We start from the raw sequence: 21,045 nt of genomic DNA on the forward strand, positions 1-21,045 counted from the left end.
TATCTAAATTTTAACCATTTTTTATATTAAATTGTAGTTGTTAAAATCTAATTAATTTTGATTCTCGCCATAAAAGTAGCGGAAGAACCGGAATTTTTTAGTTTAAAAGAGCGATCGCTCTGCCTTTCTTGGTAACTTTCGGTTCACCCATTTTTCATGAGTTAAGAAAAATAAGAGTATATAAAGATATTTTAAGTATTTTAAAAAGCCAGTACCTCTGAGTTAACTTTGTGCAAACTCCCGGTAAAATCGGCTAGCCGAGAGTTACGTGTAACATAAATCACTATAAAGCTAGAGGGAAGTTTAAGATGGTTGCATTTGCTTTAAAACCAACACAGATACTAGGAGGTATACTAACCACATCGCTACTGAGTCTGATGTCCTTAGAGGTTCTTACCACCGCAGCGTTAGGCAACCCGCCCTCTGCGTCTGTTGATACTAAGCTGAAAGTGCCTAGTACAATGACCTCTGCGCCCTTTAATACTAATCGTTACTTGAAAGTGCCGCCTAATTTCTCTGTCTCTGTTTATGCTCGCATTAACAAAGCTCGCTTTATGGCAGTTGCTCCCAATGGGGATCTTCTAGTATCACAGCCGAGTACAGGTAAAGTGTTAATTGTCCGGCCAAATGGCAGCAAAGACCCAATTATTTCTGACTTCGTGACGGGTCTACGGAGACCACACGACATTGTGTTTCATAAGATTGACAATACCACATACGTTTATATCTCCGAGACTCATCAAATTAACCGCTTCATCTACAACTCTGGAGATATAGTCGCCAAAAATCGCCAAATCGTTGTCACTGGCTTACCAGACAGCAGCACATCAGAACTAAAAGGCCCTTATGGTCACGAGCTAAAAAATATCGCACTTGATGGCAATCACAAACTGTACGTGTCGATCGCCTCTACATGCAATGCCTGCAAGGAAGATACTGTTAGTACCCCAAAACGTGGTGCGATTTACCAATACAATGCGAATGGAACCAATCAACGGCTTTTTGCCCAAGGTTTACGTAATGCCGAAGGATTAGCCTTTTTACCTGGCACAAATGACCTTTGGGTAGTTGTTAATAATCGAGATAACATCGCCTATCCCTTCAACGATAGTACCGGCAATTATGGTAAAGTTATCCTCTCTTACGTAGACAACCATCCACCAGAGGAGTTTACGAAAGTCCGAGATGGCGGTAATTACGGTTGGCCATTCTGCAACCCCAATCCTGATACGGCAACTGGCTTCAACAATATGCCGTTTGACCGCGACTATCAATTCAATGCTAATGGGAGTGTTAATTGCAATGCAATGGACAGGATTAGCAAGGGTATTCAAGCCCATTCCGCTCCCTTGGGACTAACATTCTTACAAAATACCAACTTTCCCAGTCTGTACTCAAGTGGGGTAGTGGCGGGGTTGCATGGTTCATGGAATCGGCAGAAGAAAACAGGCTATAAAATAGCTTACTTTCCCTGGAACAGTACGACAAAAACTCTAGGGGAGGAGATGGATTTAGTCAACGGTTGGCTTGTTCCAACAACGGAAGAAGTTTGGGGGCGACCGGTGGATATGGCAGTCGATCTGCAAGGTAATTTGTTAATTTCAGATGACTACAGTGGTACTATCTACAAGCTCTCCTACACGCCGCCAGGAGAGATTAAGGTCTACAGAGATCCCAATTTGACTGGAGTTTCCCAGTCTTTTCCTACAAGTCCAGGAGTATACGAAGCGATCAAAGGTGACTTAAATGTTGTAGGGAATGACGCTATTAGCTCATTAAGTGTACCACCGGGTATAGTGGTACGTGTCTGCCAAAATGAAACTGGTGGTTTATGTCGCGAGTTTAGTGCTGGTGATTATAAATCTGTTGGAGCTGACTTCGATAACATAATATCGTTTATAGAGGTCAAGTAGCACCACTCACGGGATTTTAGATTTTAAATTTTGGATTTTGGATTGAATAGCTTAAAACCCAAAATTTAAAAAAGTTCTAGAGTAACACCGTTTATTTGTGAAGCTGCATATATTTACCCCCCGGCTACGCCGTCCCCCCTTCACAAGGGGGGACTAATTATGTGCATCTTCATACAGAATTGGTATAAGCGAATTTAAATGCGAGAACAATTTTATGAGCCAAAATCAAAAATTGAGTCACCTATGCTGTTTTTGGCTGATTGTCCTGCAATCAACTAGAAACCGCAATGTCTAGACAAGCTGCGCGATCGCAATTTTTCCCACTGCACGCCCAGTTTCGCTATAACTATGAGCCGCCGCTAGTTCTTGTAAGGGATATGTGCGATCAATCACCACACGTATCTTACCCGCTTCAATCAATTCTTTGAGAAAAAGTAAGTCTTTAGTGTTAGGTTTCTCAAAGAGAAATTTCGCTTTTTGACCGGGAAGGAATGCTGTTAAGACGCTCTCTAACAAGACTTCGGGGCTGGGTAATGTGGTGATATAAATTCCGTTGGGTTTGAGGACTCTTTTGGTTTGTGAGAGCGATCGCTTACCCACTGCATCAAAGATAATGTCATACTGCGCTATATCTTCGGCAAAATCTTGCTGCGTATAATCAATCACGCGGTCTGCTCCTAAAGATTTCACCAAATCCAAATTTTTCGTACTGCTAACTCCCGTCACCTGTGCGCCTAAAGCCTTAGCAATTTGCACTGCAAAAATTCCTACACCGCCCGCAGCACCATTAATTAAGACATTTTGTCCTGTTTGAATATTTCCTTGATCTCGCAGCGCTTGTAGAGATGTGAGCGCTGCTAAAGGCACAGCAGCAGCTTCTTCATAGTTTAGATTCGTTGGTTTGAGCGCCGCCAAGTTTTCTGGGATGGCTGCAAACTCTGCGTAACCTCCTCCAGGGAAGCTAGTACTGCCATAAATAGCATCTCCTGGTTTAAAGCGCGTGACACCAGAGCCAACCTCTACAACTTCTCCCGCCACATCAAACCCCAGAATCTTCGGGAATTTGCTGCCGGTAATCAAACTCAACATCCCCTGACGAATTTTCCAATCAATGGGATTAACGCTACTAGCACGAACTTTCACAAGTAACTGCGTTGGCTCAATTTTGGGCTGCTCCACATCTTCATACTGCAATACTTCAGCGCCGCCATACCGACGAATAATGACTGCTTTCATCGTATTCCTCCTGCTACCCTGTTTGACTCACACAACTTAGACAGCTAGCTTATTGTTGGTTATGACTACAGTGTAGCGATGTCTCTACCATTTCAAACAGGCGCAAGCCTTGATATATCAACCTTTTGACTTTTGACTTTTGAATGCGTGACTTCCGCCTTGCGGTACTTGACCTGATTGATGGCAAAATCTGGATTCAACGCGATGGCACTGAAGAAGGCATTGCCGCCTATTTAGAACGGGCTGGAATTCCCAAAGAACACATCGTCCTTGGCTTTCGTCCACCAGAGTTAAGACCTTACACAGGCTATGCAGTTGCTTAAGGTGCGTAGGCGCAGCCCGTCGTAGACATCGTTCTTTAAAAGTTAACACGGAACATTCTTTTTATTCTTCAGTGGTAAATACAACACCTTCATACAGCAGTTCAATCGGACACTCAAATTCAATGCTCGATAGAGTGATGATATCTCCAGCCGTGTAGGGATAGTAAAGCCACATCCTACCCTCACCCCGACAGTAACGCTCAACGGAGATTTTTTCCGAGTCAATCAAGATATATTCTTGCAAACTGGGTATTGTCAGATAATAAGTAAATTTTTCACCCCGATCTTTAGCACTTGTAGCTGGCGAAAGAACTTCGGCAATTAGCTTGGGATGTTGAATAAATTTGCGGGCATTGAGGTCTTGAGGGTCGCAACTGACAATAACATCAGGGTCTGATTGTAGCTAAATGACACTCTAACTTTTCACGATATCGATAAAACCTCACTTCTATTTCTCTCTCCTTCTCGGCTACGGTGTACACACAAGTACTTTCGTTCAGAACACAAGTCTTTTTTGAGCCTTTAAGGGAATGAAACAGCTTTGCTGCTTTGCTTTTCAAAAGGGGTTGGGGGAATCAGAAGGCTGTGGGGTAACTCTCCAAAACTTGTGTGTACACCGTAGCCTTCTAGGAGAGAGACTTTGAATTTTCCCCCTTAGGGACTTCCAAAAATTAAATTACTCAATTCTTGTATCCAATACGACTATCCGATTTCTTCTCCCCCTGCTTACCAAAACGATTGATTATTTTTTATATTTGGAAGTCCCTTAGAGCATCGGGAAGGGGGTTAGGGGGTGAGGTTTTTTGCTAAGGTTTGTAATGAGCAATTCAGAAAATTCATAGCGATCGCTCAATCATGTTAGATTATAGTTTGTTGTTTCTCTCAAACACAAAATTCGAGACTTTCCTACCCATCTCCTCATTCTGGGAATGAAAAAAAAGAACTGAAAAGTTAAGTTTTTTGAAAATCATGTGCAGCAATACATCTATTCCCACTAGCTTATATGGCTTACCAGACAGGGCTTAAAGGCATAATTGAACATCATTGTCAAAGAAAAATTAAAAGAATATGAAGTGCATTTTTACCCTCAAAAAAATGATATGTTAGATACAGAATTCAATTTCGCGCGTTTATGGAGTAGAACAAGATAGATTACTTCAGTTTTTCACCCTCAAACCCTTGGTATTTATTGCTTTTAACGCAAATTGAGGGCAATATGAGTACACATTTAAATAACCAAAACCCAGCTGCAAGTAGATTAAATTCTTTGCTGGGATTGGCTTGTGGCTGAGTACAAAGAAATCCTGAACCCCTATCTATAAACACTAGAACCCCAGCCAAAAAAGACTAGAACCCCTAACCGAAAAAAAATTTTTTAATTCTTGTAATGCTTGAAGAATTAGGGTTTTTAGTATTTGAGTACAAACGTAATAAATCCAATAAATTCTATCCTAGAGAGACGCAACATCTGGCTGGGAGACGGCTGCTATAAATCTTATATCGCCAATCACCTAACGCTCTGAAACAAAACAAAGCGAAAAGTGAGTGGAGGGATGACATAGCACCATGCCTGAAGTGAAGAGAAGTCGCGGCTGTAAGCACAAATTCTACCCAAGAACCGAACGTTGACACACACCAGCCGAACATCAGATATCTATTGCCTGCCTTACTTGAAAACAAGTCGCCCTCACCCAAGGGTTTGCAGGCAGTGTGGAAGACGCGACTTCAATTCTGGGCATAGAGAGTGGCAACAACATCTCCCACAGTGGCAGCCAAGTCCACCGACCTTTTGCGAAACTAAATGACATCACCGTCTACACGACTCCTCAACTCCAACGCTACGGAATCGACAACCCAAGCAAAATCCGGTGGTTGCGGCTGCGACAGCCCCAGCAGCGCCACCGTGGAAAGGGATCAAAAGCTCGAAGAACGCATTGCTAAACATCCCTGCTACAGCGAAGACGCCCATCACCACTATGCCCGGTTGCACGTTGCAGTTGCACCAGCTTGCAACATCCAATGCAACTATTGCAACCGCAAATATGATTGCGCTAACGAAAGCCGTCCTGGAGTAGTTAGCGAATTGCTAACACCAGAAGAAGCAGCACACAAAGCTTTGGTCATTGGCGGCAAGATTCCCCAAATGACAGTTGTGGGAATTGCCGGTCCTGGCGACCCTCTGGCGAACCCAGATAAGACTTTCCGCACATTTGAGTTGATTGCAGAACAAGCACCAGACATCAAGCTGTGCTTATCAACCAATGGTTTAATGCTGCCTGACTACATCGATCGCATTAAACAATTAAATATAGATCACGTTACGATCACCATTAACATGGTAGATCCAGAGATCGGTGCTAAGATTTATCCTTGGGTTCACTACAGACGCAAGCGTTACAAGGGCATTGAAGGCGCAAGAATTCTCCACGAAAGACAGATGGAAGGCTTGCAAGCTCTCAAAGATGCTGATATCTTGTGCAAAGTCAACTCCGTAATGATTCCCGGAATTAATGACCATCACTTAGTCGAAGTGAATCGAGTCATTCGTGAAAAAGGTGCATTCTTGCACAACATCATGCCATTGATTTCTGCACCAGAACATGGCACACACTTTGGTTTAATTGGTCAACGTGGCCCCACACCTAAAGAACTCAAAGAAGTTCAAGACAATTGCTCCGGTAACATGAAAATGATGCGCCACTGTCGCCAGTGTCGTGCTGATGCAGTAGGATTGTTGGGAGAAGACCGCAGCCAGGAATTTTCCAAAGAGAAATTCTTGGAAATGACTCCAGAATATGACATGGAGCAACGCGCTACGGTTCACGAAGGGATTGAGAAGTTTAAAGAAGAACTTAAAGTAGCCAAAGACAAGGCGCTTGCCGGCAAGAAATTTGCCAACAGTCCTAAAGTCCTAGTTGCAGTAGCAACCAAAGGCGGCGGATTGGTTAACCAACACTTCGGTCATGCGAAAGAATTTCAAATTTACGAAGTGGGTGGGGATGAAGTTCGCTTTGTCAGCCATCGCAAAATTGACCAATACTGCCAAGGTGGATACGGCGAAGAAGCTTCTTTTGAGCATATTATGAAAGCGATCGCAGATTGCAAAGCAGTTTTAGTCTCCAAGATTGGTAACTGTCCTCAAGAAAAATTGCAAGAAGCTGGCATAAAGACTATTGAAGCTTACGACGTAATTGAAAAGGTTGCTTTGGAGTTCTACGAGCAATACCTTAAGGAATTAGAGAATAGGGAATAGGGAATAAGGAGTAGGGAGTAGAGAATTTAAATATTCACCACTCCCCACTCACCACCACTTACCACTCCCCACTCCCCGCGCCCAAAAGGAGAATAAATCATGGCTTACAAAATTCTTACTAGCCAGTGTATTTCCTGCAATCTCTGTCTATCTGTATGTCCCACAAATGCAGTTAAAGTGGTTGACGGACAGCACTGGATTGACCCTGAACTTTGTACAAACTGTATTGGTAGTATTCATACCATGCCCCAGTGTAAAGCTGGTTGTCCCACCTGCGACGGTTGTGTTAAGCAGCCTAGCGATTACTGGGAAGGCTGGTTTGCCAATTACAACCACGTAGTTGCTAAATTAACAAATAAACAAGATTACTGGGAACGTTGGTTTAACTGCTATTCCCAGAAGTTTAGGCTATCAAATAATTAAAAATCCTGATTCTACAAGGTTTAATCACTATCTGCGTCAAAGAAGATGTCCACTAACAGGGAAGCGATCGCCTTCATAGCCATGAATTGATTTATTGAAAACAGCTTTTTGCTCATCAAAATTACTCGAACCTAACTTGTCTACTGGGCAGGAAGATAGCTCATGCCTACCAAAGTATGCAGACATTCTCCGGTATGCCAATCCCAAATCTTAACTGTTTTGTCACGACTACCACTTGCCAAAAGTTTGCCATCAGGGCTGAAACTAACGGTATGTACCCAAAGAGTTTGCAAGCACTCTCCGGTATCTGTATCCTAAATTTTGATAGTTGCATCGTCGCTACCACTGGCTAGAATCTGACTTTGATGCTGAATTGAAATTATGTTGCAATCATTGAGATTTCGGGGAGCAAAGCCGACTGAAGATATCACATTAGTATGTCCTTGCAATGTTCGTAGGGATTGCCCGGTGTTGACATCCCATAGCCTTACCTGTTGATCTTCACTGCTACTCGCTACCACTTGACCATCTGGACTCAAAGCACATAAATAATACTCGATCTTATTGCGATCTAATTTTATTAATTTTTCAACAAAACACCAACAATTATCTATAAAACGATTTTGTGACCTTGATATTTTGTAAAAATAAAGAAACACTCTTTTTTAAACCTAAGCTATCAAGCGAGTGCCAAATTCAATCTTCATTTTGAATAAATTCATTCTTTTTTAATCTCAAACAAAACTGTACTTCTTGCTCAAAGAGCCAGTTAGCCAATTTTACAGAGCAAAATTCTCTGTCACCTAATACATCTGATATTTTTTGAATAATCCTAATACCTAAGAGAATACTTTTGATTGCTCCTCAAAATTACTATTTCCTAATCTAGGTAAAAATTTTCAATATATTGGGATAGCCATTTTGTCATAAATTAAACTAATCATAATCAAATTTTTTCGCTGCCATTTAGTCCGATAAATTACCAAATAAATTCTTTGATTCTCCTGAAAATTTTGGTACGTTAGCAAGCACCGCTCTTATCTGACACAACTTTTAAAGTTTTCAAGATTAGACTAATATCATAAATGATAGACCACTTACGTTGATAGTCTAAGTCCATGTGAACAATATCTTCAAAGTCTTTAATACTGGAGCGACCATGAGCCTGCCATTCACCAGTTATACCCGGTTTGACATTCAACCTTTTCCAGTGATGTCTTGAGTAGTGTATCACTTCATTGGGAGTGGGAGGGCGGGTGCCGACTAGACTCATTTCCCCCACTAGTACGTTCCAAAACTGAGGAAGTTCGTCTAAGCTAGTGCGGCGGAGAAACCTGCCTATACAGGTAATGCGGGGATCATTCTCATTTTTGAATATCTGATCGCTTTGAGCTTCATTCTTAACTAGATGCTTAAGTTTATCAGCTCCAACTGACATCGTGCGGAATTTCCAAATTCGGAAGTAACGCCCATTCAAACCACAGCGAATTTGACTGTAAAAGATAGAACCCGGGCTATCTAACTTAATAGCGATCGCAATAGGAATTACTACCACTACTGTAATCAATAGCCCTACAATAGCACCCAAGATGTCAATCATCCGCTTGGCTTTACTGATTACAGAGGGATGAACTGGAAGTTCAGCTTTAGCAGCATTATGGGGATCATCTATAACTGGCATCTGAAAACGGTTGGAGGTAGAGGTATTAGACATAGTAATTAAAGTTTCGGTAAATAAATTTACGAACTCAATCGTCTGCACATTTTCTTATTTCAATAATTTTTAAAAGCAAGAATGGGATTGTTTAACAGGTTCAGCAAATTAATATGTAGCCATGTAACCAGCTAATCTCTAATCTGTTATTTAAAATATTTGCAGTGACTTAGCAATCAATACTTCATGGTTGAGCATTAAACATCGTTACGACGGCATCATAATTTTCATAAATTTCAAACACTGAATCCATCTGAGTCAGTTCAAAGATCATCCGAACAGGTGCTTGCAGATTGCAAATTACCAAACGACAACCACTTGAACGTATAGCTGAAATCCCCTTAAGTAAAGCGGCTAAACCCGAACTATCCATAAAATCTACTTTGACTAGATCAATTACCCAAAGATGTTTGGGGTGAGCTACTAAGCTAGATAGCTGTTCTGTTAAGGTATTACTATGCTTTGAATCTAAGCGTTGCTGAGGTTGAATCACGATCAGTTGATTTTCTTGTGTTAGAGTCATAAGTTTTATAAATTTAATTAGCTAAAAAACATCAGAGGTGCGTAATGCACTAGATATGCTCGTCTCGACATAATTAACCCAAATATCGCTTAAGTATTGTCACAAGCAGTTTTTAATCCAGGGCAAACGCGTATAAAGTATAAGATTCTTTAATAGCAAGGGTTTCGGCGTTTTTTAATATAGCCTGTTTTTACGACAATATCCTTATCCAACATGGGTTTCAGAGATCCCTGCGTTCGCTTTGGCTTTTAATTAGTCTTGGTGGTGACTTAAAAGTTTAAATCGTTGTTAAGTAAAGACTTAGTGAAGCCTACATATACTTTTATACGCAAATATCACTATAAAATACTATCTTATGGCTACTTAAATTATTTTTTATACAGTATCCTAATGAGGAATAAAATTATCCAGCTAACTATCCGCTTGGCTGTAGCATAAAGATAGTTTAAATTTCATAATAAGTAGGCATGAAAAAACCCATGTATGTTTAATTTTGTAAAAGCTATGAAATGACCAAATTTCTAAGCTATTAACATAATTAGTGTTAAACGCATGATATAGTAATTTAAAATATTTCAAGTAGTGAGAAATTTTGTTTATCTTATCATCAATACAGCCAGTAAATAATAGTAGTCTGTGGACTTGTTAGATTGCGGCTTAATTTCTCATGCTTTTTATGTTTTAATACTTGAGTTTGTCTGAAAAAAATAGATTTTTTATATTTTTACACTTTAACAGATGATTTAGTCCCGCTTATTCGCCTAATATCTTATTTTTATGTCCATTAATTGTTTATAATCATACTTCCTTTGTAAAGAGTAAAACCATTGTATGGTAAGCATTTAGTACTTGCAGATAAGTCGTAAGTATATAAAATTATCTCACTATTCTAAAAAACCATATTTCTTTTTGCAAAATGTTCTTGAAAACCTTAAGTTATAGTTTTAACTTTTCAATAAACTTCAGCTTTGTAACACAAATATTATTAGTGGATAGGTTCATAAATTATATGAAAAGACAACGAATTATGGTTATCGGTAGCAATGTCACTACCGTGCAACGCGTCAGCAGTTATTGCCTAAAACAAAATGCAGAAGTTTTTCCATATTACTCTATTCCCACACTTGAAGAGATAGCTTTGTTTGCACCTCATGTATTAGTGCTATGCCTGCCCATACCTAATAAATTCCAGGATCAACTACTTCAGCCTTACATTTTGTGGTCAGAACAACTCATAAATGACATCTCACCACTGGCGGCTACCACTTTTACAGAATTATCTGCCTGTTTACATAAATTTCTCTAAGCTTAAATCAACCCTTGGCGTACAGCTAAAGCTGCTGCTTGCACACGATCATCAACGCTCAGTTTGTTGAGAACCATACGTACATAAGACTTGACGGTTCCAAGTGAGAGGTAGAGTTGGTTTGCAATCTTCTGGTTTGAGTGACCTTGTGCAATAAGTTTAAGAATCTCGCGTTCACGATTACTGAGAATCGGTTCCGCTATTACTTTAGATACAGGAACATCGGGAGCGACAGAGGTTGATCTAAGCATCCGAGCAACCTTTTGAGCTATTAGAGGATCTAAATAAGCACCACCTTGAAGTATCAATTGAATGACGGCGATGAGCTGTTCCCACTCAATGGTTTTAAGGCAGTAACCATCAGCACCAGCTGCAAGCATCCCCATGACCTGGATATCTTCGTCAAAGGCACTTAAGGCTAGAACACAAGTGTTTAAGCAGCTGCTTTTTATCTGCTGGGTGGCTGTAATCCCATCCATAACTGGCAGATCAATATCCATTAAGACTAAATCTGGTTGGAGTTGGCTAGCTAATTCAACAGCCTGTCCACCATCTAATGCCTCTCCAACTATACTAAAACCGGGTTCAAGGCTAAATTGTCCTTTCATTCCTCGGCGGATTAAAGCGTGATCATCAACTAATAGAACACGCACAGTTTTGTCTTCGTCAATCTTAGGCATTATTCTTGCTACATGTGGTTATATTATGTTCATATTTGCAATTAACGTTATTTATGGCACTTGGGAGAGTAAACCAGAAAGTACTTCCCTCTCCAAGAGAGCTTTCGACACCAATATTTCCTCCGTGAGCCTCAATTATTTGACGACATAAATACAGACCAAGCCCACTTCTTCCACGATGCCTTCGTCCTTGAATAAAGCGGTGGAACAGCTTTTCCTGAGCTTGCGGCGTAATTCCTGAACCGTAATCACGCACCGAAATCTTTACTTGATCCTCTCCATAAGGCGCTATCTCAAGAACAATTTCCCCTTTAGTCTTACTTACCCGCACAGCGTTATCAAGTAAGTTTTGTAAAACCCGTTGAATTTCTAATTCATCACCGTAAACAGTTGGCAGCAATTGAGAAATTTTACAAATGAAGGCTAGCTCATGTGTAGATATTGCTTTTACCTGATTAATTACTTTAATTAAAATCTTTTCCCAATTCAGGTGATCGCACATTAAACAAGCGCTGCGTGCTTCATAACGGGAGATATCTAAGAGGAGTTCCACAAGCTTAAGCAGATCCTCATTAGCTTCATGGTACTCTTCAAACACTTCCTTCCAAGTGTCATTGACTGGGCCAAAAGCTCCTCTGCTCATACAGTCTAGGGTATTACGAGTGGCAAGTAAAGGAACACGGAGGTCGTGGGAAAGTGCAGATATCATGTCTTCAAGCTGTTGGTTACGCACCTCAATGGTTTCTTGATGGTGACGAGTCTCATCAGCGATCGCGTTCATAACTCCAGCTAATTCCCCGATTTCGTCTCTAGAAGGATAGCAGAGTTGTACTTCCATTTGTCCCGCTTGCCAAAGTTTGCTAACTTGTGTCAATTTGTCTAATGGAAGCTTGACACGTCGATGCAACAAATGGAGATTTAAAATCGCTCCGAACAAAATGACTAATGTGCTGAAAATGTTTATCGTAGTGCTAATATCATTTAAATGCTGTACACGATTTTTGCGATCGCTCAAAAGCATCTTTTCGTGCTGAATCAGTTTCTCAATCTCGTTCTGCAAGGAACCGAATAAAGTGCTTTTTACCACACCATAGTTATTGGCAGAACTAGAAACAGGTTTTTCCTGCAACTCTCTTTGCCACTGGTTATAGATATATCTAATTTTATCGAGTTGCTTTATTTGAGCAGGGTTGTCTTGTACAAGATTGTAGAGATGGTTGAAGTTTTTGAGGAAACTAGGCTTCTTCTCACCATAATCTATAGGATTGCTTCCTCCCTGACTAGAATTTTCTAGAGAACCTTTTCCATTATCTATCACAGCATTGAGTAGACGTTCTCCTTCTTGCTCTACCAATAAAGTATGGGTTATCCGGTCACATGCTTCATTATTTAGGTGTGTTATCAAGAGGTTGAAGACTTGCTGTCCAAATACAAACAATACTAGTAATAAAATACTAGTATGAAGAGGAGTTAAAAAATTACCTTTCTTAGATGAATGAATTAGGAAAGGTATCAAGCTAATAGCTATCACTATCTAATATCTCCATCACCTTAATTACAGTTACCTAGCATACTAATTAAAATTCTAGACTCTAGAACTGCAACAGCTCTGCTGATATTAAATTTTCAATGTTGTTATCCAAAAGCCTTAACTGTTTATACATTATATAAAAATATCCTTTATCTTTTTTAATCTCAGTGTTAGCAACTTCATTGTATTAAATGACGCACTTAGAATTTTAGTGCTATTCTTTTTCATTGATAATAACACGACACACAAAAATTAATACATTTTATACAAAATTTCATCCTTAAGCCACTTTAAAGTTTATGTTTATATTAGAGGCAGGGGATATGCATCTAATTTGTTTTGATAAAATGTAACTTATATGAATAGAAAAAAAGGTAAGTGTTACTAGGTTGATATCAATGCAATAGATGTATATGAAGAAGATTTGATGGTAAAATTGGTTTTGTAAGAATAAATAAAATCGGGTGAAGTGGTATTCTCAATTCATTTGAATGAGACAAAATCTAGAAATGAAGCTACCCCCAAAAATCACAAAGGGTGCTATTGTTTACCCATGTTTTTCCTCTGTTGAGAGAGCGCAAAATTCCTTCACCTATGCCAACGGTTTCCCCATACAAATATCAGGGTAAGAGCATCTCAATCCGGCTTGACATAAGGAATCAGAAGAATCTAATGTATTGTTAATGAAACAACAACTGAGAACTTGAATCATATAATTATTATCCATAGCAGTTCGCTTCATTTTTTGACGGAGACTACGTTTATAGGTCTGTTCACTAATGCCATAATTCTCAATATCTTCCCATCCTTGCGCTCCGGCTATAACTGCGAGAATTGCGATTACCAGAATGTCTATAAGTTGATGTTTCTTTGTTCGCTCTACTCTTGGGTCTTTGATATCAGAGAAATGCTCCACTAAACTCTGTTGAATAGCTCCAATGGATGCTATTTCTATAGGCTTTCGCTGATGACGATAACTTTCCTTGGCTTTAGTAGATTTAGTTTCAAAGCCCTCAGATATAAAGCTTAATTCCTTGAGTTTTTCGACGGCAGCATTGTTGTCATCTCACTTATCTTGCTCTTATATCAAGGAAATTTCTCATCCTGTTGCCTATGCTTAACTTGTTTTATTTGTCAAGTCCATTTTCTCTTAAATTAGATGAGTTTACCCTGGGTGGATAGCTGAGTGGATACTTTTATTTCACCCTAGAGGATGCTATCTGCATTGATGCAATCTTGACCAATTTTTGTGGTAAATCCGCAGTTATCAGGTTTAATAAGGTTTTATCTTGTTCACAAATCAGAAATACCCTTAAACGAATACCTGTATATCAGTTACCTCAATAGATGCTATCTTTACATAGTTTGGTTTTCTCGTGCCGATTTACTTGGTATCAAACTGGAAGTGTATTTACTTGGGCGATCGCAAAACCCCACTTAGGCTTAACTGCCACAATTTGTATTAGCTCCAACTATTAATCTTAAGTATTTAGCTTTACAATTAAAGTATTATTGATACATGTAAGTATAGTATCCAAGCGGATAACTTGGTGGATAACTATATATTTGCCTAGGACGGTATCTAGAGATAGTATTACTATTTGAGCTTTCAGAGGATGCTATAGGAGTAAAGATACTTAACTATTTAGTAAAATTCTCAGTATCTTTAACGTAAAAATACAAGCTTAATTAGCAAAGATTTTTACATAGTAAAAAGTTACAAGAAGCTTGGCGAGTTATGCTGAGATTATATAAGTCATGCATAAACCTGTTTTAACTATTTTTTACCAGTTTAATCCTTGGCACTCTACTATTGGAGGAATACAAACACTTATTAATACATTTATTAAATACGCTCCCAATGAATTTGAGGTGCGACTAGTAGGGACAGGAAGCGATCGCAACCAACCAGTTGGTAAGTGGCAAGAAGCGGAATTGGCAGGTAGAGAAATTAGCTTTTTACCACTATTTACCTTGGAAAATGATAATTTTAGAAGTCTAGTACCAACCACGATCAAGTATACTGCGGCACTGCTGGGGCGTAACTTCACCTCGGACTTTATGCACTTTCATCGGCTGGAACCAAGCCTAGCTGCTCTGAATTGGCAGGGAGAGAAAACCCTGTTTATTCATAACGATATTCACTCGCAGACTAAGGCAGCAGGTGATAAAAATGCGATTTTATGGCGCCGATTTCCCGCAGCATACTTTGCTTTAGAAAGCTTGCTAGTTCGCCAGTTTAGCGAGGTTTTCTCATGTAATACAGATTCGGCACAATTGTATAGACAGCGTTATCCTCGCATGGGAGATCGTGTTAAATACATTAAAAATTCATTTGATAATGAGATTTTCTATCCCTTAAGTCCAGCGCAACGGGAAGCACAAAGATATGAATTAGCGAAAAGGCTGGGTTTGAGCGAAGAAACATGCTTTATCTTGTTTGCTGGGCGGCTACATCCTCAAAAAGATCCGATTTTGTTAGTACGTGCGATCGCAGCTTTAAAGGAACCACATATTCACTTATTAATCGCGGGTGATGGAGAATTAGCAGCAGCAGTACGCACAGAAATCGCTCAGTTGGAATTATCTAGTCGGGTGACGATGCTAGGAGCAATTCCGATAGAGGAACTAGCGAAGTTACATCGGATTAGTAATGCTTTTGTCCTTAGCAGTGCCTACGAAGGTCTACCTTTAGTAGTTCTAGAGGCACTTGCCAGTGGAACACCAGTAGTTACAACTAAGTGTGGTGAAACTCCAAAATTACTAGCGCTTGACAACGGAGTTGTTTGTGAGGTGCGATCGCCACAGTGTTTAGCAAATGCTTTGCACCAAGTAATACTACATCCAGAAAACTACCCAAGTGTGTCCTGTGTGCGTACAGCACAGCCTTATGCTGCGCGTAGTGTTGTGAGGGATGTTTACAGCGATATGTTTACTCGCTGGGAGAAGCGAAATTTTCTAGCTATTAGTTAGTTGTAGGAATTAGCAGTTAAACCAAATACAAAGACTGATTGAAGAAAATTAATGATATTGAACTAAACCCATAAAACAACATTAAAGATGTATTCAGTATCAGGTTGTACACCTTTTTTGAGCGTAAATTTTGACTATGAAAATTGCTGTAATCGGTGCAAAAGGTCTACCTCCAAAGCAGGGTGGAATTGAGCATTATTGTGCGGAACTTTATCCCAGGATAGTTGCACAAGGCCACTCTGTAGATTTATTTGCCCGTTCCTCCTACACTCAAGGTTCTTGGCTTGAAAATTATAACTATGATGGCGTTCGAGTTATATCTCTACCCAGTGTGGATTTTAGAGGGATAGATGCTTTTGCCACTTCAGCACTGGGAGCGATCGCGTCTATTGCAAAAGACTATAATATTGTTCACTTCCATGCTTTAGGCCCATCTTTGTTTACTTTTTTACCTAGAATTATTAACTCTGCAAAGATTGTCGTTACCTGTCATGGGTTAGACTGGCAACGTGCAAAGTGGGGCAATTTTTCTACCCGTTTAATTCAAATGGGAGAGAAGAGCGCAGTCCGTGACGCCGATAGAATAATTGCTGTATCAGAAGCATTGCAAACTTACTTTTGGAAAACATATGATAGAGAAACAGTCTACATTCCCAATGCTCCTGCCAGCTACGGTGAATCAGACCCCCATTTTTCCTACGGCAAGCAATTAGGTTTACAGCAGGGACGCTATATTTTGTTTTTGGGCAGACTAGTACCAGAGAAGCGTCCTGATTTGCTCATTGATGCCTTCTCATCTCTCAAATCATCTGGATGGAAACTTGTTTTAGTTGGAGGCGTTAGTGATACTAAATCTTTTGCCTCAAACCTATTAGAAAAAGTTGCTAATAATCGAGATATTATCTTTGCCAATGAACTCCGAGGATCTCGCCTTTGGGAGATTGTCCGAGGCGCAGGGTTATTTGTTTTGCCTTCAGATTTGGAAGGACTACCTCTGTCCATGTTAGAAGCTATGCAAGAAGGTATCCCAATACTAGCGAGCGACATCCCACCTCACCAGCAATTGATTAATCGGGAAAGGGGAGTTCTTTTTGAAGCAGGGAATTTAGCATCGTGCATTAATTCTTTAGACTGGGCAATTCATCACCCCCAACAATTAGCAGCAATGGCTCGAAATTCACAAAAGTATGTACAGATGAATTATAACTGGGGATATATTACTACTGAACATCTAAAACTGTATTCTACACTTTTGAAATTACCGGAGCCATCAATAATTATTGGCTTGAGCAACAGTAGAGTTATTGAGTCTACCAGCCAAAAATAGGCACTGTTTGTCTAATTCCAGAAAAGAAAGGAGCAACTACTTCATCAATAATTAAAAACTACAATTGATATATTTATACAAAACGTCATACATATCAGTTATTATGGCGGAGTGTAAGCTTTCTTTAAGTATGCTTTAGTTATGTACATACTAAGTCGACAAAGGCATTTGTGATGGAAAAAGGCATCTCATCCTTACTAGCAATCTCAAAGCGGCGAAGTTTACCTGCCTTAGCTACTTTTATTGCCACGATTGGCACTTCAGTTGTTTACCTTGCAGTTACCCCACATTCGTATGAAACTTCAGCACGACTGATGCTTGATGAGAAACGGGTAAGCATTTCCGAATTAGGTCGCGACCTGACACAAGTACCTTCAGGTACAGCTGGTGGCCCTAGCCCACTGGCTGACCAAGCAGAGTTTGTTAAGTCACAACCTGTTTTAGAAAAAGCAATAGTACAAGTCAAAAATGATTTACCTCAAAACCAACTCACAGTTTCAGAAATCAGGAGAGGGCTAAAGGTAAAAATTGTTCCTGCTACTAATATTCTAGAACTAACCTATGAAGGTCGAGACTCAAATTTCGCAGCTGAACTACTGAATACTATCTCCCAGACGATGGTTGAGGAAAATGCTAAAGCCATCAGTTCAGAGGCTACCAAAGTACGCGAATTTTTACAAAAAGAAGTACCATTAGCTCGCCAAAAACTACAAAGAGCAGAAATTGCTGAAAACAGATATAGGCAAAAAAGTGGACTTATTTCTATTGATGACCAAACGAAAAGTTTGGTACTCAGTTTAGCCAATCTGGAAGACCAGGAACGTGCTCTAGTTGCCCAACTGCAAGAGGCAAAGTCTCGTGACATATCCTTGCGGCAAATTACTGATGCTAAAACCATAAACAAGGCTTATGCATCTGTACGCAGTGGTCAAGATGAACAGGTCAAGAATTTACGCATCAAGTTAGCAGATTTAGAGACACAAATCATCCAAACTCGTTTGCGCTTTACAGAAAACCATCCTACTGTCATCAAGCTGATTGAGCAACGAAATTCTATTCGCACTTTGTACACTCAAGAATTGGCTCGTGTGTCACCCCGGAATGAAACTATCTCCCCTAGTAAGGTCGCATCCGATTCACTTAGTCAAGAACTCAGCTCCAAGCTGATAGTTAATGAGATTGAGCGCTTGGCAATTGAGAATAAGCTCAAATCTGTCCAATCTCTCCAAGCTAATCTCCAGACTCGCCTTGCACAACTACCAATTAAAGAGCTACCACTAAGCGCGCTTGTTAGTCAACGCGAACAGGCTGCGACCTCCCTAAATATGCTACAAAGCAAGCTGGAAGAAGCACGTATTGCTGAAGCCCAGAAGGTTAGCAATATCCGAATTATAGATGAAGCGCAACCGCCAACATCGCCTACTTCACCCAAAAAAGCAGCTGTGCTGGTGATTGCCACTTTCTTTGGGGCTATTTTAGCCATTGGGGTTGTGCTGCTGCTGGAACTCATAGATAACAGGCTACATGATGGCTCAGAAGTAGAAGAATTGCTCAAGCTACCAGTGCTTGGAGTCTTGCCGCCTTTGCCTGTGACAATGCTTAATCTTGAACCATCTGAACAATTCTTGGATGATGTTGCCTTGGTTGAGCCTTATCGTATGCTTTTGAAAACATTAGAGTTTCGTAGTACTCATAAACCAAGGGTCATTGTTGTTAGCAGCAGCATCTGCGGAGAGGGAAAATCAGTGGTAGTTTCCCACTTAGCTGCTGTCTCAGCCATGTTATCTCGGCGGACATTAATTATTGATGCAGATTTGCATAAACCTGTGCAGCACAGGCTGTTTGATTTAGCTGCCAATCCTGGGATTACTGAGGTAATTAGCGGTAATAAAACCTTATTAGAAGCCGTACAGCGAACAGATATTAAAAACCTGTCGATATTGACTTGTGGGGAACTACATACGCGTCCATCACAATTGTTAGAGTCAGCTGCTATCGAGTCTCTCATAGCAGAAGCCGCAACCAAATATGATTTAGTTATTATTGATACTGCCGCACTCAGGGATTTTGCTGATGCAGCTACATTAACCCAGCAAAGTGATGGAGTCATAATAGTTACACGCCCAAGTTTTACTCACAAGGGAGTATTACAAAAGTCTGTCTCAGAATTAATAGAAAATCGCCTATCTATTCTAGGAGTAGTTGTAAATGGCATAAAAAATCAGACTAGAAAGTCTTACTACTATCCCCGACAAGATTACCAAGCTCAATTTAGACCCAAAAACCATCTTACTTCTCTGGAAAGTCCTCTGAATTATTCTGCAAGAAATCAGATATCTATGTCACCAAAGGGGTTAAAAAATGGTCAGTAATCACCACAAAAACCGCTTCTCTTATCTAGCACTCTCGGTAGGAGTGTTAGGTGTTGGGGTTGGTATTATTGTAGGGTTACTCGCAGGCATTCAGCCCCTTTTACTAGCAGTCGCTTTGGTTGGAGTGGCGACGGTTATCTCATTTTTTACGAGCTTTGAGCAAACTGTACTAGGTTTGTTAATTCTACGTAGCTCGCTCGATCCTTTCTCATCTCAGCAAATACCTGCTGCATTTGCAATTGGGGTAGACATTCTGACTTTGCTTTATGTGACTGTACTATTGTTGACACGCAGGAAGGTATATACAGATGGTTTCTGGTGGTTCTTCGCTGGCTGGATAGCGCTACAAAGCTTGTGGGTTATCCTCCTGCCTTTAGGTGGACTGGGAATGGATGGCTCATATTTACCTAATAGTATGCGCGAGTGGATTCGCCTATTTTCTTGGTTGATGGTATACTTACTGGTGATGCAACTCAAGGACACCATTCGTCCTCAGAAAGTCATTTCCTGCCTGTTTTGGGCATTGGTTATTCCCCTGACAGTAGCTACATTGCAGTTATTTGTACCGTCCATCCTTCCACCTATTTTTGTTGGTGCTACAGAAGAGATTGCCGCTCCGATAACAGAAGTCTCCCGTATCCGAGGAACGTTGGGCCTGGCAAATACCTTTTCAAGCTTTCTTATTCTGTTTATCTTGCTGACATGGTGGAAGTTAGGGCAAGTGAGACAGCGCTTCCCCTGGATTGTTCTGCTGGGTTCGCTAGTTTTTTTCCTTGTTAATACCAAATCACTTTTCGCCTTAATTATGATGGTGATTGCTGTTCTCGTGATCATTACACCCCAGATGAGTGTGGTGAATCTCCTGGGAGGGGTTATCCTGCTTGCAAGCTTCTTAGGTCTGTTTGCTAGTTCAGAGATGGGACAGGAACGCTTGGGATCGATTGCCGATACTCCGTTACTCAATCCGCATATAGACATTTCGCGAGCGATTCTACTGTCTAATGGCGATAACAACAGCTTTAACTGGCGGTTGGCTCAATGGACTTATTTGCTACAAGCATGGCAGCAGTATCCAATATTGGGGTATGGTCTGTTTACTAGCTCTGTATTAACGGTATTACATAATTATGCTCATAACGAGTACGTGCGAGCATTGGCAGAACAAGGAATTGTTGGGCTAATTGCCTTTTTGGTTTTTCTGGGAGCGCAAATATGGCATTTACTCAAATTATTTCATCAGGCACCTGAAGGAAGCGATCAGCAAAGGCTTTGTTTGGCTTTGTTAGCCATGCTGCTCGCCATGATGTTTGGCATGATTACAGAGAATATTTGGGGTCATACTACGCTTTTCATGTACTGGTGGACGCTTATTGCAGTTGCAGGGTGGAACTGGGATGAGCTTCAGTCATCATCAGCTCATTCTATGCCGAGCGCAGCTGTTTCACATTTAACTAATCATTAACAGAAAAAA

Annotated in this window: 18 protein-coding genes and 3 pseudogenes; 9 read left to right on the plus strand and 12 right to left on the minus strand. The window is 40.4% G+C overall.

The window, feature by feature from the left end:
• Positions 1-308: 308 nt before the first annotated feature.
• The gene (locus tag V7K25_RS14920) at positions 309-1,913 is read left to right on the plus strand and encodes a PQQ-dependent sugar dehydrogenase (RefSeq protein ID WP_335159140.1); all 1,605 of its coding nucleotides are present in this window, start codon (positions 309-311) and stop codon (positions 1,911-1,913) included.
• 291 nt (positions 1,914-2,204) lie between these two features.
• Here the strand turns inward: V7K25_RS14920 and V7K25_RS14925 are convergent, their stop codons facing one another.
• Positions 2,205-3,149 carry an NAD(P)-dependent alcohol dehydrogenase gene (locus tag V7K25_RS14925; protein ID WP_335159142.1) on the minus strand — a complete coding sequence of 315 codons (945 nt, stop codon included), beginning with the start codon at positions 3,147-3,149 and terminating at the stop codon, positions 2,205-2,207.
• Between the two features lie 167 nt (positions 3,150-3,316).
• Between V7K25_RS14925 and V7K25_RS14930 the strand changes: the two are divergent.
• A pseudogene (locus V7K25_RS14930) lies at positions 3,317-3,472 on the plus strand (element excision factor XisI family protein); the annotation flags it as partial.
• Between the two features lie 61 nt (positions 3,473-3,533).
• On the opposite strand, the pseudogene V7K25_RS14935 reads toward V7K25_RS14930, so the two are convergent.
• Together V7K25_RS14935 and V7K25_RS14940 are read right to left on the minus strand one after the other, a co-directional pair.
• Positions 3,534-3,863: pseudogene (locus V7K25_RS14935) on the minus strand (Uma2 family endonuclease); the annotation flags it as partial.
• Between the two features lie 1,255 nt (positions 3,864-5,118).
• On the minus strand, positions 5,119-5,280 hold the full coding sequence (locus tag V7K25_RS14940; RefSeq protein WP_335159144.1) for a hypothetical protein: 162 nt from the start codon (positions 5,278-5,280) through the stop codon (positions 5,119-5,121).
• Between V7K25_RS14940 and nifB the strand changes: the two genes are divergently transcribed.
• Both nifB and V7K25_RS14950 read left to right on the plus strand, forming a co-directional pair.
• Complete coding sequence (gene nifB, locus V7K25_RS14945; RefSeq protein WP_335159146.1) at positions 5,274-6,725, plus strand: nitrogenase cofactor biosynthesis protein NifB; 1,452 nt, start codon at positions 5,274-5,276, stop codon at positions 6,723-6,725. The two genes, V7K25_RS14940 and nifB, sit on opposite strands and share 7 nt — an antisense overlap.
• A 99-nt stretch (positions 6,726-6,824) precedes the next feature.
• Positions 6,825-7,148 (plus strand): 4Fe-4S binding protein, encoded by a 324-nt coding sequence (locus V7K25_RS14950; RefSeq protein WP_335159148.1) that lies wholly within the window; start codon positions 6,825-6,827, stop codon positions 7,146-7,148.
• 36 nt (positions 7,149-7,184) lie between these two features.
• On the opposite strand, the gene V7K25_RS14955 is transcribed toward V7K25_RS14950, so the two are convergent.
• The 6 genes from V7K25_RS14955 to V7K25_RS14975 form a co-directional block, all read right to left on the minus strand.
• Positions 7,185-7,334, minus strand: a complete 150-nt coding sequence (locus V7K25_RS14955; RefSeq protein ID WP_335159225.1) for a hypothetical protein — start codon at positions 7,332-7,334, stop codon at positions 7,185-7,187.
• Positions 7,289-7,441: a WD40 repeat domain-containing protein gene (locus V7K25_RS14960; protein WP_335159150.1), complete on the minus strand. Its 153-nt coding sequence runs from the start codon at positions 7,439-7,441 to the stop codon at positions 7,289-7,291. Before V7K25_RS14960 ends, V7K25_RS14955 begins: the two co-directional genes overlap by 46 nt.
• Positions 7,442-7,462: 21 nt before the next feature.
• The gene (locus V7K25_RS14965; RefSeq protein WP_335159152.1) at positions 7,463-7,687 is read right to left on the minus strand and encodes a WD40 repeat domain-containing protein; all 225 of its coding nucleotides are present in this window, start codon (positions 7,685-7,687) and stop codon (positions 7,463-7,465) included.
• Positions 7,688-7,844: 157 nt separating this feature from the next.
• Positions 7,845-8,006, minus strand: coding sequence for a transposase (locus V7K25_RS31625; protein ID WP_442948090.1), 162 nt, complete (start codon positions 8,004-8,006; stop codon positions 7,845-7,847).
• Positions 8,007-8,169: 163 nt separating this feature from the next.
• Positions 8,170-8,829, minus strand: coding sequence for a sugar transferase (locus tag V7K25_RS14970; protein WP_335159221.1), 660 nt, complete (start codon positions 8,827-8,829; stop codon positions 8,170-8,172).
• A 217-nt stretch (positions 8,830-9,046) separates the two neighbouring features.
• Positions 9,047-9,385: an STAS domain-containing protein gene (locus V7K25_RS14975; protein ID WP_335159154.1), complete on the minus strand. Its 339-nt coding sequence runs from the start codon at positions 9,383-9,385 to the stop codon at positions 9,047-9,049.
• A gap of 1,009 nt (positions 9,386-10,394) precedes the next feature.
• Here V7K25_RS14975 and V7K25_RS14980 point away from each other — a divergent pair.
• Positions 10,395-10,691 (plus strand): hypothetical protein, encoded by a 297-nt coding sequence (locus V7K25_RS14980; RefSeq protein ID WP_335159156.1) that lies wholly within the window; start codon positions 10,395-10,397, stop codon positions 10,689-10,691.
• A 2-nt stretch (positions 10,692-10,693) separates the two neighbouring features.
• Here the strand turns inward: V7K25_RS14980 and V7K25_RS14985 are convergent, their stop codons facing one another.
• From V7K25_RS14985 to V7K25_RS14995, 3 genes and pseudogenes are all read right to left on the minus strand, one after another.
• Positions 10,694-11,371, minus strand: a complete 678-nt coding sequence (locus tag V7K25_RS14985; protein ID WP_335159158.1) for a response regulator transcription factor — start codon at positions 11,369-11,371, stop codon at positions 10,694-10,696.
• The gene (locus tag V7K25_RS14990) at positions 11,364-12,725 is read right to left on the minus strand and encodes an ATP-binding protein (RefSeq protein WP_335159160.1); all 1,362 of its coding nucleotides are present in this window, start codon (positions 12,723-12,725) and stop codon (positions 11,364-11,366) included. Before V7K25_RS14990 ends, V7K25_RS14985 begins: the two co-directional genes overlap by 8 nt.
• Before the next feature lie 940 nt (positions 12,726-13,665).
• Positions 13,666-13,851: pseudogene (locus V7K25_RS14995) on the minus strand (transposase family protein); the annotation flags it as partial.
• A gap of 809 nt (positions 13,852-14,660) precedes the next feature.
• Here V7K25_RS14995 and V7K25_RS15000 point away from each other — a divergent pair.
• The 4 genes from V7K25_RS15000 to V7K25_RS15015 all read left to right on the plus strand — a co-directional run bounded on the left by V7K25_RS15000 (position 14,661) and on the right by V7K25_RS15015 (position 21,036).
• Positions 14,661-15,875, plus strand: coding sequence for a glycosyltransferase family 4 protein (locus V7K25_RS15000; protein ID WP_335159162.1), 1,215 nt, complete (start codon positions 14,661-14,663; stop codon positions 15,873-15,875).
• Between the two features lie 136 nt (positions 15,876-16,011).
• Entirely contained in the window at positions 16,012-17,202 is a 1,191-nt protein-coding gene (locus V7K25_RS15005; RefSeq protein ID WP_335159164.1) for a glycosyltransferase family 4 protein, read from the plus strand.
• 173 nt (positions 17,203-17,375) lie between these two features.
• Entirely contained in the window at positions 17,376-19,574 is a 2,199-nt protein-coding gene (locus V7K25_RS15010; protein WP_335159166.1) for a GumC family protein, read from the plus strand.
• Positions 19,564-21,036, plus strand: coding sequence for an O-antigen ligase family protein (locus tag V7K25_RS15015; RefSeq protein WP_335159169.1), 1,473 nt, complete (start codon positions 19,564-19,566; stop codon positions 21,034-21,036). The genes V7K25_RS15010 and V7K25_RS15015 overlap by 11 nt, the downstream gene beginning before the upstream one ends.
• Positions 21,037-21,045 lie beyond the last annotated feature (9 nt).

The sequence above is a fragment of the Nostoc sp. genome (assembly GCF_036919495.1).
Classification (GTDB): Bacteria; Cyanobacteriota; Cyanobacteriia; order Cyanobacteriales; family Nostocaceae; genus Nostoc.